Annotated in this window: 9 protein-coding genes; 6 read left to right on the top strand and 3 right to left on the bottom strand. The window is 41.7% G+C overall.

The window, feature by feature from the left end; translation table 11 throughout:
* Nucleotides 1-18: 18 nt before the first annotated feature.
* Entirely contained in the window at nt 19-4,458 is a 4,440-nt protein-coding gene (locus tag M2132_RS07380; RefSeq protein ID WP_280672705.1) for a DUF6383 domain-containing protein, read from the bottom strand.
* Nucleotides 4,459-5,063: 605 nt separating this feature from the next.
* Between M2132_RS07380 and M2132_RS07375 the strand changes: the two genes are divergently transcribed.
* The 6 genes from M2132_RS07375 to M2132_RS07350 all read left to right on the top strand — a co-directional run bounded on the left by M2132_RS07375 (nt 5,064) and on the right by M2132_RS07350 (nt 10,938).
* Nucleotides 5,064-6,827, top strand: a complete 1,764-nt coding sequence (locus M2132_RS07375; protein WP_280672706.1) for a tetratricopeptide repeat protein — start codon at nt 5,064-5,066, stop codon at nt 6,825-6,827.
* 626 nt (nt 6,828-7,453) lie between these two features.
* Nucleotides 7,454-7,597 carry a hypothetical protein gene (locus M2132_RS07370; RefSeq protein WP_280672707.1) on the top strand — a complete coding sequence of 48 codons (144 nt, stop codon included), beginning with the start codon at nt 7,454-7,456 and terminating at the stop codon, nt 7,595-7,597.
* Nucleotides 7,598-7,858: 261 nt separating this feature from the next.
* Nucleotides 7,859-8,935 (top strand): nitronate monooxygenase family protein, encoded by a 1,077-nt coding sequence (locus M2132_RS07365; RefSeq protein ID WP_280672708.1) that lies wholly within the window; start codon nt 7,859-7,861, stop codon nt 8,933-8,935.
* 83 nt (nt 8,936-9,018) lie between these two features.
* Nucleotides 9,019-10,143, top strand: coding sequence for a DEAD/DEAH box helicase (locus tag M2132_RS07360; RefSeq protein WP_280672709.1), 1,125 nt, complete (start codon nt 9,019-9,021; stop codon nt 10,141-10,143).
* Between the two features lie 25 nt (nt 10,144-10,168).
* Complete coding sequence (locus tag M2132_RS07355; RefSeq protein WP_280672710.1) at nt 10,169-10,615, top strand: cold-shock protein; 447 nt, start codon at nt 10,169-10,171, stop codon at nt 10,613-10,615.
* 26 nt (nt 10,616-10,641) lie between these two features.
* Complete coding sequence (locus M2132_RS07350; protein WP_280672711.1) at nt 10,642-10,938, top strand: RNA-binding protein; 297 nt, start codon at nt 10,642-10,644, stop codon at nt 10,936-10,938.
* 73 nt (nt 10,939-11,011) lie between these two features.
* On the opposite strand, the gene M2132_RS07345 is transcribed toward M2132_RS07350, so the two are convergent.
* Nucleotides 11,012-12,859, bottom strand: coding sequence for a 4-hydroxy-3-methylbut-2-en-1-yl diphosphate synthase (locus M2132_RS07345; RefSeq protein ID WP_280672712.1), 1,848 nt, complete (start codon nt 12,857-12,859; stop codon nt 11,012-11,014).
* 150 nt (nt 12,860-13,009) lie between these two features.
* Nucleotides 13,010-14,815 (bottom strand): translational GTPase TypA, encoded by a 1,806-nt coding sequence (gene typA / locus M2132_RS07340; protein ID WP_280672713.1) that lies wholly within the window; start codon nt 14,813-14,815, stop codon nt 13,010-13,012.
* Between the last annotated feature and the right edge of the window lie 35 nt (nt 14,816-14,850).

Here is a 14,850-nt window from a genome sequence, read left to right as displayed (position 1 = left end):
AACTCAAAGCTAAGAGTACTATTTAATTAAAACCTTATGGTTTGTTGTGTGGCCATTATTGGTGAGCTTCACAATAAAGACACCCTGTGCTTCCATCGGAATTTGGCTATAATCGCTATCGAGCCTTGCGGTTGCGATTGCTTTTCCGGTTATGGTGTACACTGTAACATTAGCACCGTTTTGACCTTCTATAAAGATGGTTTGATTGAGGGCATATATGCAAACCTGTACCTGATGGTTGGTAATGCCGCTTCCGGCCTCAACTTTAATAACCGAAGTCTTAAATTGATTATCATCTTCGAAGTTAGGGAATAATTCATTTTCCAGAACACAATACACAGCATCAAATGCTTTGAGGAATGTTGTTTTCCCGTCGGTAATGGTATAGTCTGTTCCTTCCACAAGCTCTGTTCCGGCGGTTGTTATCCACTTGTAGGCAGAGAAAGCTGTTTTGTCGACCATGTTTTCGTCTTCTAACACCTGATACCCTATCTTATATTCGCTGCTGAGGTCGAGTTCGTTCCCTACGTTGATTGTAGCAGGAATTTCGATGTCTTCTTGCGGCGCGTAATTGAATACTTCGGCATAGAAAGGTGTAGGCAATGTACTGAATTTAAGTTTATTTCCGTAACATTCAAGTGTTTTCCACATCACAGTAGGTAATGTGAGTTCGGTTAGCATATTGTTTTCGCAATTGAGGTACTTCATTTCTTTCGATTCCGGCAGATTGAGTGTTGTCAGTTTATTATTGGCAACATTCAGTGTCCGCATTATTGTTTGGTCTGCTACCGACAATTCCGTCAACAGGTTGTTGGCACATACAAGGATGGATATCAGGTTGTTCTTTGAAAGGTCGAGAGACGTAATCTTATTGTCGGAACAAGTGATATTTGCGATATTACCTCCATCGCCAGCATCAGGAAGCTCTAAGGCAGTGAGCTGGTTGCTGCTGCAAATAATGTTTTTCAGCCCTACCGATAAATTGATGCTTAAAGACGTCAGTTTGTTGGAAGAACAATCGAGCGTATGCGCTTTTGTAGAATTGTTCAAATCGAGCGATGCGATTTCGTTGTTACTGCAATTAACGCTGGATAGGTTTGTATTTGTAGCCAGATTAAGTGCTGTCAATTTGTTGTTTGCACAGTTCAGGAACCGCAGTCCTGTATTGCCGGTCAGATTAAGACCTGTAATCTGGTTATTCTGAAGGTTAAGCGTTTCGAGATGGGTATTGGTCGATACATTCAGAATGCTAAGCCCGTTGTCGAATACTTCCAGTGTTTTCAGAGCTGTGTTTGCCGAAACGTTGAGGCTTGTCAATTCGTTTTTCTGAATGTTCAGTGTTTGCAAATCGGTCAGTTTCGAAACATCTATATCAGCAAGTTTATTGTTTGCCAAATTCAAAGTTGTCAACTCTACGTTTTTCGATACATCGATCGATGCCAGTTGATTGTTGGCAACGTTTAGCGTTTTAAGGGCGGTGTTATTAGTGAGGTCTAACGCGGTCAAGGCATTATAATTTGCGCTCAACGAAGTTAACGTAGTAAGAGTACTAACATCCAAAGTGCTATAATATGGAGCAGAAGAACTTCCGTTTGCCTGCAAAGCTGTGATGTTCATTCCGCTGGAAGCATACAAAGTAATATTGTTGCCATTTACTTCGCCCTGAATGTTGACGCCTCTTCCTGCCGAAGCAATTTCGAAATCGGTAAGGTTACCATCGCCAAAATCAGCCTTGATAGTTCCTTCGGCATCAGTTGTTACAGATATTGTAACCCGTTTTTCTTGAGCATCGTCGGTTGTGGTGAGTGTAACCACAGGGTTGTACAGAACAACTTTTGTCATTGTTGTTTTCAAGGCATTGTTGTCCTTGAAGCTATGGAATGCCTCGTTTGCCAATGTACAGAAAACACTGTCTTGCTGAGGTTTCAGGAAGGTTGTTACGCCCTTTTCTATTTTGTAGTCTTCACCCTCGGTTAGTTCTGTTCCCGATGATGTTGTCCATTTGTAAGTTGTATAGAATGTCTTTTTTTCGCCATACATATCTACTGATATACTATCTTCGGCACTGAAGTCAACAATGTTTGCCGAAGCGGGTATTTCTACATCATGCTGTGGTGCATATGTGAAACTCATTATAGAGAATGGGCTTGGCAATGTGCTGAACTTGAAATAATTGCCTGAGCAATTGTATTGCATAAGCCCTTGCTGCTTAGACAAGTCGAGAGTCCTTAGCTGATTGTTATGGCAGAAGAAGTTATTGATAGACGGATTTTGAGTTATATCCAGTTCGGTAAGTTGATTGTTTTGACAATGGAACTGGCGTAGAAACTCATTTTTAGAAACATCGATGCTTGTGAGCAGATTGTCTTCGCATCGGAATGTTGTTAGTTTTTCACCTAACTGGGTTACATCTATGGCTGTCAATTTATTTTTTCCACATTGCAAATTAGAGATTTTCTTGTTTGTACTGAGGTCAAGTGCCCCCAATTCGTTGTCGTAACAGTTGAAATCGGACAGTTCGAGGTTTTTAGAAACATCAATGGCTGCTATTTTATTGCTATTTATTTTAAAATTAGAGAGTTTGCCGTTTTTGGATACATCGATTGATGTTAATTCATTACCGGATACGTCCAATAAGTAAAGTTCGGGCAGTGCACTGGTATTTACGCTCTTTAGTTTGTTGGTGTTCGCATTGATGCTGCGAACTTTGTAGTTTCCGGTAAAATCGAGCGTTTCGAGTTCGTTGCTGTATAACGACAAGGTTGTAAGCAGGGTGTCGCCAGTAAGGATAAGTTCCTTTAGGGTGCCATAAGTAACAGTAAGGGTTTCGAGCTTACGTTTGTTTGTTAAATCCAATCGTTCTATTGCATTGTAGTTGAGAATCACCGAATTTAAAGAGTCTATTTGCGAAAGGTCGATCGATGACAAGGCAGATGTTGTGGAACTGCCGTTTACACGAATATCCTTCAAATCCATTCCCTTAGGCAGATAAACGGTAACATCCTTGCCTTGGCATGGTTTTGCGGCGTTAAGGGTAGTATTTGCTGTTGCGGTGAATGGCTCGAAGTACCCATTTCCATAATCAACATAAACATTACCTGATGTTGTAGGGGTCATTCTTATCGATAAAGAACTGCCTTTGTATGCTTCGGTTGCTTCCATTGTTATGACGGGTCCCATGTTGGATGCCGATGTAATTGTGATTGGCATTGTTTTCAGTTTGTCGGTATCGCTTAGGTCGAAGTCGGGGAAGGTTGTGTTCGATAGTACTCCATACACGTCTTCGTCTTGTTCGCGGGTGAATGTGGTAACCCCTGCGTTGAATGTATAATCTGTTCCTTGCAGAAGGAGTGTACCGCTTGTTTTAAACCATTTATACTCTGTGGTTACTCCATTTACGGTATATTCACTGCTTAGGTCGGCAACGGTTCCTATTCGGGGTATTACCACTCCGTTTTGAGGAGCATATTTTACGTTGCTGTTCATATCGCCTGTAAGTATTGGCAAGGTGCTATATTTTAAATTATTACCATAGCAATGGAATGCTGTGTAGCGTAAGCCAAGGGGTACATCCAGTTTGGCAATCTGATTGTTTTCGCAATACAGCTTTTTTGCAGACATTCCACCATTCATTGATGCTGGCAAAATAAGTTCGGTCAGTTTGTTATTAGCCACATTCAATACTCTCCATGAGCTGTTCTGGCCGGTTAAGTTGAGTGTGGTTAATTCGTTATTGGCACATTCTATGTCACTGAGCCATGTGTTCTTTGTCAGGTCGAGTGCGGTCAGTTTATTGTCAGAACAAACAAGTTTTTCTACTGTTCCCCCGTTTCCTGTATCAGAGAGTTTAAGTTGAGAAAGTTGGTTGTTGTTACAAGTAATGTTTTTCAATGTAGTTGCATCGTTTACGGTTAGTGTCCTTAATTTGTTGTAAGAACAGTTTATGGTATGCATCTTCTTGTTGCTGTTCAGATTCAATGCCGCTAAATCGGTGTATGTACAAGTGGCCGAAACCAACTCGGTATTTTTAGAAACATCGAGCGTCGTGAACTTGTGATAAGAAAGAGTCAGCATTTTTAGTCCGGTCAGAGCCGTGATGTTGATTGTTTTGAGAGCCGGAGCTTCGGCAATACCCTTTATTTGTAAATCTGTGATAGACATACCGTCGGGTGTATAAACCTTTACGCTGGAGCCAGCAACAGTTCCACTCATATTGAGGGTTGAGTTTGCTGTGGCGGTAAATGATACTTGCGTGTCATTCCCAAAATCGACCATGATATTGCCCGCGGCATTTGCTTTTACGGTTATAGTCAATGTCTGGTTTTGTACTTCGTCGGTTGTAGTCATTGTTATTGCCGGCGTTTCATAATCCGTGACAGCCTTTGTTTGCCACTCTTGCCCTATGATATAAAATATCCCAATTAACAGGGCTGCAGAAAAGAGTAATAGTTTTTTCATAACAAAGAAGTTTATTTAGATTAATTTAGTCAAATATGATATTTAAATATTATTTTATGTTATTGAAGACTCTTGTCCAATATCAAAGAAAAGCTTTATTAAATGAAAACGGATTTTTATTTTTACTCTATTATCCCTACAAAACAAAATACGTAATACGTAAAAACTACGTATGGTGCGTATATGTATTGATAAATAGATATTTAAGTGGTGTAAAATTTTTAATTTATGGTTTAAAAACGTATCTTTTTATTGGTTATTTGGGCCTAAATATCCGTATTTTTCTTCTTTCACGAAAAAAAAGCTCATTTATGTCACTACAATAGGGTGTTATTCTTTCTTTTTTTATCAAAAAATGGCTTATTGGTTTTCGTAATTTATGGATTATTCCATATATGTTTACAAATAGTTTGACGAATGACCGGATTGGTGGTATTGTGGATATTTTGAAACGGTGTATTTGATCGCCACACTATTTCTAAAAATTACTTAAATGTAAATATTGCGGTTTCCGGTTTCATTAAACAGTTTGTGTTAATATGTAATAATATTCTTTATTATATGCGAAAAGAATTATTTTTGTGTATAAGTGAATTTGGTAGAAAATGAATTGTATAATAAAAAGATTACTTCAGATATACGTAGTTGTATTCCTCGGAAGCCTTTCTCCGGCAATGTTTGCCCAATCTTTGCAAGACCAAGCCAAAATACAATATTACCGGTCGATGATTGAAGATGAGAAAGTGCCCTATCAACAGAAAATAGCTTTCTATGATAGCACCCTGAACTATTATAGAAATGCAAAAGACTATAAGATGGAACGGACGATGGCCATAAAGAAAATGCAGCTTTCGTCCGAAAACGGTGGATACATAGAGTCGTATAAGACAGGGGCGAAAATATTGGACGAAATGAAAAACCTCCGGTCTCTATCGCGCCAAGATTCCTTGGAGATGAACAAAATACGTCTGATTTTGGGCAAGAACTGCCGGAATTTGGGGATGTATGACGAAAGTATTTCGTATTTCTTTTCTATTGTACAGCAGCCTGTCAACAGATACACAATAGATGCCTGTTCGTATTTAGGGTTTGTTTTTATGCATGTGCGGCAAATGGAAAAGTCCAAAACGTACAATAGCATGGCCTTGAAGTTGCTGTCCGAAACAGACAGTGCAACCATGATGAAAACATCGTCGACCGTATATAACTCATTGGCAGGATATTATTATACAACAAAGCAGCTGGATTCGGCTCTGTATTATCTGAATCTGTCGGTCAAATATTACGACTATGCCGAAGATATATCGTCTAAGTCGTATATGTTTCATAATATGGCAATAATATATCAGGACATGGGCGAATATGCCATGGCTAAAGACTATCTGCAGAAGGCGATAGATGTTTCGCATAAGGAACCGTACAACTATGCCCGTCTTTTGCAGAATATGGCTTTCCTATTGTACGAGATTAAAGAGCTGGGGGCTTCGGAAGAATACTACCTCCGGGCATTGCAAGCCGCGGAGGCTGCCGGTGCTATCCAGATAAAAGGTTCGGTGCTTATCGAATTGTCTGACCTGTACTACAACACCCATCAGTACCAAAAAGCGTGCGATTATATGAAACAAGGGATGGTGATACGCGATTCCTTGTTCAGCAACCAGAATATGGAGAAGATTTCCATACTTTCGCAACAGTTCGATAATTATAAAATCAGTACCGAAAAAAACCTGTTGGAGAAAGAGTTGCAGCTGGCCAACCTTTCTAATTTAAAGAAGAATGTTATACTCATCATCTTGCTTTTTTTGTTGTTGGTGGTGAGTGTAGTGGCTTTTGTTTTGGTGCGCCGTATATACCGAAGTTCGGTAAAGAATATTGAAAAAGAAACCAGCGCTCAGCAGGAAGTGATAAGGAAAGAATACGAGGTTTCGCTCGAAGAGAAAGACCGCAAACTGGCAAGCAATGCCTTATTCCTGATGAAAACGAACGAGATGTTGGGTAGCCTCGACAGAAGCATAAAGCAATTGCTGATAACCAAAGAGCAGGATAAGCAAAAAAGTATTACGGAAGAAATGGCCTCTGTTATCAGTTCCTATAACTCGCACCAAGGCTGGGACGAGTTTAAGCTCTATTTCGAACAGATACACCATTCATTCTACACAAATCTGGATAAAATAAATCCAAACCTCACAAAGATGGAGCAACGTCTTTGCGCTCTGCTGGTGTTGAACATGAATACAAAGGAAATAGCGCAAATAACCAACCGTTCGGTAAGAACCATCGAGACGCTGATTTACCGGTTGCGCAGGAATTTGAATATTCCCACAGACGAAAAAACTGTGCAGTTTCTCAGAAAACTATTGGACGACTAACCTTCGTGAAATTACGTAGAAGCTAAATGCTGCTATATAATGTTGAATATCAGAACTAATATAGCAACTGCAACTATTGCATACACTCCCAATATAATTCTGATCTTAGCTTTTGGCTGAAGTTTTTTGTTTTTCGTTTTGATGGGCATATCTATATCAGGTTTTATTCTTTGTTTCGATAATAGATGAAGAGGCTTCATCGTTATTTACTATAAGGTATCAATACAAGTTTGGGGAAACTAACCAAGGTCAAAGAAAAAGCAATTGAGATAAATATTTGAATTCCTTTCTACTTAATTACCTCTATTTTTTTATTTACGTAGTACATTAAAACTACGTTTGTTGTTTAACTCATTCATTGTTAGTAGGGTGTATCTCGCCTTGTGATTGCAGAACAAGCTAAAATCGTATTAATGTTTTGTGTAAATTGTATAAGAATTCTATTTTTAACAATGGATATTTTTGTTAAAACAGGTGTAGAGACATAGTATTGCAGGTGAATTATGCCCACAGCATGTTGCAAGCGGAGTATATATTCAGAGTGCTTGCTGACGAAACATTAAAAGTAAGGGCTGGGCTTATACAACAAATTTTTAAGTAAATTCACTACATAATATTCCGCGAAAATGAAATATATAGTTATACTGTTGTCCGTCTTTGTATTTTTGGCTTACAGCCTAAAAGCTCTGAAAGAGAACGGAGCTTGGCGAATTCTTTGCTTGCAAGGGTTTGGTTTTGATGAATTTATGCCGACCTGCTCTAAACCGTGAATAAATGATACCGTTGCTGGGTATTTATCATTTACCTGAATATAATACTGAAATACAGCAAATAAGTCAATTTATTTCGTATCTTTGCCGTCAGAGCAATCAAGTTTTTATTGTATCTTTTCGTCACAATGTTTTGCTCCGCCCTTAATCTGCGGATCTTCCCATCGTCAAAATCGACAACAAAATCAACTTTCTTGTTTATAATATCAACAAGTCGCGAAGGTGTGTAACACAGTATCGTGACACATTTTTGCAAATAAGATGAAGTCATTTTGTATCGGTAATCTGGAAGTGAAACTTCCTATTATTCAAGGGGGAATGGGCGTAGGCGTTTCCTTGTCGGGGTTGGCCTCGGCTGTAGCCAACGAAGGTGGTATAGGAGTTATATCGTGTGCCGGATTGGGGCTGATTTATAATAAATGCCCCGGCGATTATTTAAATAAGTGCATTTCCGGATTGAAAGAAGAAATCCAAAAAGCTAAAGAAAAAAGTAAAGGTATAATAGGAGTAAACATCATGGTTGCTCTGACCAATTATGCCGATATGGTAAAAACTTCTATCGCAGAGAAAGTTGATATCCTCTTTGTAGGTGCGGGACTTCCCTTCGATTTGCCCTCTTACCTTACCCCGGAAAGCACAACAAAGTTGGTACCTATTGTTTCGTCCCCGCGGGCTGCGAAAATAATATGCGACAAATGGAAAAACAATTATGATTACCTACCCGATGCCATTGTTGTTGAAGGGCCCAAGGCGGGAGGCCATTTAGGGTTTAAGGTAAATCAGTTGGAAGACGAACAATACTCTCTGGAGCAGCTTGTCCCCGAAGTAGTGAGCATTGCCAATTCATATAAAGCCGAAAAAGACATACCTGTTATTGCCGCCGGAGGAATTTCGTCGGGAAAAGACATGTTCCGTTTTATTGAAATGGGGGCTTCCGGCATACAAATGGGAACTATGTTTGTTACCACAACCGAATGCGACGCGTCTCACACATTCAAAACGGTTTTTGTAAACGCCCGGCAAGAGGATATAAAAATAATACAAAGTCCGGTAGGAATGCCGGGAAGAGCCATTGATGGCGAATTTATCAGAAGCGTTGAGAAAGGACTGGAAAAACCTAAAAGTTGTCCTTTCCATTGCATAAAAACATGCGATTATACGAAAAGTCCTTATTGCATTGTCCAGTGTCTTTATCAGGCGGCAAGAGGCAATATGAAAAAAGGTTACGCATTTACAGGGATTAATGTCCATCTGTCAGAAAAGATATCAACCGTAAAGGAAGTGATTGCCAATCTAAAAGCCGAATTTCTGACAGCAAAACTTGAGGGAGGAATATAAATGCGAAAAAAATCGTATATTGTTAATCTATTAATCTATGTAGACGGCTGTTGCCTTGTTTTGCAACGGTGAATTATAAAAATATGACATTTAAAGAATTAGATATTATTGAGCCGATTTTGAAGGCTCTGAACGAAAAAGAATATATAACCCCAACACCTATCCAGCAGCAGGCCATTAAACCGGCATTAGACAATCGCGACATTTTAGGATTAGCCCAAACCGGTACAGGCAAAACTGCGGCTTTTTCCCTGCCAATCATCCAACAATTGTATTTGAATAAAAACAATGGAGAGAAAAAAAACATTAAGGCTTTGATATTAACACCAACGCGCGAGTTGGCAATTCAGATAAACGACTGCTTGAATGACTATACCCAATATACAGGCATACGCCATTGTGTGATTTATGGGGGTGTAAAACAAAATGCTCAGGTGAACGAATTGAAAGCCGGTATAGACATACTGGTTGCTACTCCGGGGCGGTTACTGGATTTGATGAGCCAGGGCATTATCAGCCTAAACTCTATCCGTCACTTTGTATTGGACGAAGCCGACCGTATGCTGGATATGGGATTCATCCACGACATTAAACGCCTGTTGCCTAAACTACCAAAGAAAAAACAAACGCTTTTCTTTTCGGCCACCATGCCCTCGTCCATAGCAACGCTTTCGCGGTCTATCCTTCATAACCCTGTAAAGGTAGAAGTAACGCCTGCCTCATCGGTTGTGGATACCATAGAACAACGTCTCTATTTTGTGGAAAAAACAGAAAAGAAAGATTTGTTGATAAGTTTGCTTAAAAAAGACAAGGAAAAATCCGCACTGATATTTTCCCGTACAAAACATGGTGCCGACAGAATAGCACGGATTCTGTCTAAAGCCGGAATAGGCAGTGCCGCTATTCATGGTAATAAATCGCAAAATGCACGGCAAAGAGCTTTGTCCGATTTTAAATCGCACGAGATACAGGCCTTAATAGCAACCGATATTGCCGCCAGAGGTATTGACATCAATAATCTGGAATTGGTTATCAATTACGATTTGCCTGATGTTGCCGAAACATATATACATCGCATCGGGCGCACCGGAAGAGCCGGAAATACAGGTGTGGCCATGACTTTCTGTGCCAATGAAGAAAGAGGAATGCTAAAGGATATACAAAAACTGACAGGAAAGAAATTGAATACAGTATCAATTTCTGCATAAAATATTAAAAACTATAACAACGCCCATGGCTATATCATTCAACAAAAGAGAATTAGAAAAGAAAAAAGAACAGAAAAAACAAGAGAAGCTAAAACGCAAAGAAGAGCGCAAAGCACATGGAGGCGGCACCTCCTTCGAAGACATGATAGCTTATGTAGACGAGAATGGGGTGATTACAAGCACACCTCCCGATCTGTCGAATAAGCAGAAAGTAGAGATAGAGAATATCGCTATATCTACCCCTAAAAAAGAAGACGAAGACCCTGTGTTGGAGGGTAGGGTAGAGTACTTTAATTCCGACAAAGGGTATGGTTTTATTAAACATACGGGAAGCACCGACAAATATTTTTTTCATGTCAGCAGTGCCCCATCTTCTATTACAGAAGGAAATATGGTAACATTCGAATTGGAACGCGGTCAGAAAGGCATGAATGCTGTAAAGATTGCTTTTGCCAATAAGGATAAACAATAATCAATAACAATTAATTAAGAAAACAGATGAACATTTATGTATCAAATCTAAACTTTAGCACAGCAAGTGAAAGTTTACAAGAACTATTTGCAGAATACGGAACAGTAGATTCTGCTAAAATTATTACAGACCGCGAAACAGGAAGATCGCGCGGATTCGGTTTTGTAGAAATGCCAAACGATGCTGAAGGTCAGAAAGCTATCGACGAACTGAACAATACTGATTTTGAAGGAAAAACAATCAATGTAAATGTGGCTCGCCCTAAAAGCGAAGGTTACAATAATCGTGGCGGAAACGGTGGATACAATAGAAACCGTTACTAAGAACGTTATAATATAAGTAAACGAGGCTGTCTCAAAAGTAGGATAGCCTCGTTTATTTTTCTATAAAAGGTTGTTACCCTTCCGGTTCAAGCCAATCGTTATTGGCTTTTATGAGTTCTATGAGCCTATCGACAGCCTCTTCCGTAGGGATATTGCGTTCTATACACTCTTGTTTTTTATAAAGGGATATCTTTCCCCGCTCGGCGCCCACATATCCGTAATCGGCATCGGCCATCTCGCCCGGTCCGTTCACTATACAGCCCATAATTCCTATTTTCAGATGTTTAAGGTGCGAAGTCGCCGCTTTTATCCGTGCAACGGTCGATTGCAAATCGAACAACGTTCGTCCGCAACTGGGGCAGGATATGTATTCGGTTTTGCTTGTCCTTACACGAGCCGCTTGCAATATACCGAAAGAACAAGTGTCTATGTCTTTAGCCGGTAAATGGCCCTCGTTACCGATCATCAAACCATTGCCAAAACCATCCAGCAGGACTGTGCCAAAATCGGTAGCCGCTTTTATCTGGATATCTTCGGCCTCACTTTCACGGTAATTACGTTGTAAAATAACGGGGACGGCGCACCCTTCGTTGAGCAAGGTGTGGAAAAAAGCCCGTTGCTCGCCTACGCCATTCGCATGATTGGTGGTGAGGATTACAACAACAGTACGGTCTGCTTTCAGTAAAGCTTTTATTTCGTCCGTCAAATCGGGATAAGATAGTTGCAGGAATTTAATGGGAACATCGCAATCCGCAATCTTATTGTAGTTCGTTTTGTTGAACAAGGGGTAAGTGTTTTCCTCAGCCTTCCATCCGGGGAAGTCAATAATAGCAGGGATAGAGCGTGGAGCTTCGGATTTCAGTTCCGCACCCACGTAAATATAATCGGGTAGGAGGTGTGTATTAAACCGGAAATCACCTTCGCGCCTGTCGGATATAACAACGGGAATCTGCTCCCCTCCTATGTTGCCTACGGGATAAGTTGCACGGCGTTGAGTAGAAAACGGCGAATAATCTTTATTCGCTTCGGCCTGTATATGTGGATGGTTTTCTCTTTGAAGAATATAGTCAACGAGTTTTCGTGCTACGGGCACTTCCAGTTCGGGGTCTTCGCTGAGCGAAACACGGATGGTATCGCCTATTCCGTCCGAAAGCAAAGCTCCGATTCCTACCGCCGATTTTATGCGCCCATCCTCTCCGTCGCCGGCTTCGGTTACACCCAGATGCAGAGGGAAAGCCAATCCTTCGGCATCCATCCGTTCCACCAATAGGCGTACAGCCTTAGTCATCAGCACCGTATTGGATGTTTTCATGGAAATGGCAACATCCGTAAAATCCTGTTCTACGCAAATCCGGAGGAACTCCATGCACGACTCCACCATCCCTTGGGGAGTATCGCCGTAGCGCGACATGATACGGTCGGACAGTGAACCATGATTCACTCCTATCCGGATAGCCGTCTGATTCTCTTTACAAATGTTCAGGAAAGAAATAAACTTGGTTCTCAGTTTTTCAAGCTCCAAGGCATATTCTTGGTTGGTATATTCTTTTTCGCTAAACCGTTTTACTCCATCCACATAATTGCCGGGGTTGATACGCACTTTTTCCACACACTTTGCCGCCGCATCGGCCGCCCGTGGGTTGAAGTGGATATCGGCAACAAGCGGTGTATCATAGCCCCGCTTGCGAACTTCGGCTTTTATGTTTGCCAGATTTTCGGCTTCGCGAACACCTTGTGCCGTAAGGCGCACATAGTCGGCTCCCGCTTCGATGATGCGAACAATCTGCTCTACGCTGGCCGCCGTGTTGTTGGTATCGGTATTTGTCATCGACTGTATGCGGATGGGGTTGCTACCGCCAAGCGGAACTTTGCCAATCCGTACTTCGATCGAAACACGTCTTTTATAATTGAATAAATCCATAACCGGTTTTACGTTTATATATCAGAATAACAAAGGTATAATATTTTTATCTATGCCCATTGGTGTAGCAACCAAATTAACCGGAAATAACAAAGCCGATTAAGAGCTTTCCTAACCGGCTTAAATGTATTTTTGAAAGTTACATGCAACTTATTCTTTATTTTTGGCCAAACGTTTGCGGTCGTTTTCGTCCAGATATATTTTGCGGAGGCGAATGGCGCTTGGCGTTACTTCAACATACTCGTCTTCCTTGATATATTCGAGAGCCTCTTCCAAACTGAAAATAACGGCAGGCGCAAGATGCACCTTGTCGTCCGTTCCCGAAGCCCGCACGTTTGTCAGTTTTTTCGATTTGGTAAGGTTTACCACCAAATCGCCTTCCTTCGAGTGTTCGCCCACAACCTGCCCCATATAAATATCGGTCTGAGGTTCGATAAAGAAACGCCCACGGTCTTGAAGTTTATCCAGAGCATAAGCAAAGGCGTTGCCCGACTCGCTGGCAATGATAGACCCGTTTACACGTTTCTCTATATCGCCTTTCCACGGTTCGAAGCCCAAAAAGCGGTGAGCTATCACCGCCTCGCCTGCCGACAAGGTCAGTGCGATGGTGTTCAGCCCGATAATACCCCTCGATGGCATTTTGAACTCCAAGAAAACACGGTCGTTTTTGGTGTCCATCATCGTTAGTTCGCCTTTGCGGCGGGTAACGAGGTCTATAATTTTGCTCGAATATTCTTCGGGCAGATTAACGGTCAGTGTCTCCACCGGTTCGTGCCTGATGCCGTCTATCTCTTTCACTATCACTCGTGGTTGCCCCACTTGCAGCTCGTAGCCTTCGCGGCGCATTGTCTCTATCAACACCGATAGGTGAAGTACACCACGCCCGTAAACGATCCACGCATCGGCGCTGTCGGTAGGTTCTACACGCAAGGCGAGGTTCTTATCGAGTTCCCGTTCCAAGCGTTCGTAGATATGGCGTGAGGTAACGAATTTTCCGTCCTTACCAAAGAATGGCGAATTGTTTATCGTGAAGAGCATCGACATGGTAGGCTCGTCTATATCAATGGGGTCGAGCGGTTCGGGGTTTTCAGGGTCGGCAATCGAATCGCCAATCTCGAAGCCGTCAATGCCAATCAGCGCGCAAATATCGCCACACTGCACCGATTGAGCCTTTATACGCCCTAAGCCCTCAAAAACGTTCAGTTCTTTAATCTTTGTTTTCACTACCGAACCATCGCGCTTGCATAGCGAAACGTCCATGCCCTCGCGCAATTCGCCGCGATGAATGCGGCCTACGGCGATACGGCCTACGTATTTCGAATAATCGAGCGATGTTATCAACATTTGCGGCGTACCCTCCAATACCTGTGGTGCAGGTATGTACTCTACAATGGCGTCCAGCAGGGGAGTGATATCTTCGGTAGGTTTCCTGAAATCGTCCGACATCCACCCTTGCTTAGCCGAGCCGTAGATGGTAGGGAAGTCCAGCTGGTCTTCGGTAGCATCCAGACTGAACATGAGGTCGAAAACCATTTCGTGTACTTCGCTGGGGCGGCAATTGGGCTTGTCTACCTTGTTGATAACAACTATCGGCTTCAACCCTATTTCAATTGCCTTCTGCAATACGAAGCGTGTTTGTGGCATAGGCCCTTCAAAAGCATCCACAAGCAGCAAACAGCCGTCGGCCATGTTCAGCACACGCTCCACCTCGCCGCCAAAATCGGCGTGGCCGGGAGTGTCTATGATGTTTATCTTGGTTCCTTTATAGTCTATTGATACGTTTTTGGAGAGTATCGTTATCCCGCGTTCGCGTTCCAGATCGTTGTTGTCGAGAATCAGCTCGCCGGTTTGTTGATTGTTGCGAAACAGCTTTCCTGCCAGCAACATTTTGTCTACCAAGGTTGTTTTCCCGTGGTCTACGTGTGCAATAATTGCAATATTCCTTATTTTTTGCATATTCAAAATTGAGGGTGCAAATTTACAACAAATAT

The sequence above is a fragment of the Dysgonomonas sp. PH5-45 genome (assembly GCF_029893235.1).
In the GTDB taxonomy this organism is placed as follows: Bacteria; Bacteroidota; Bacteroidia; order Bacteroidales; family Dysgonomonadaceae; genus UBA1309.
Note: the sequence above shows the minus strand (reverse complement) of the source record. Positions and strands in the feature narration are given on the sequence as shown.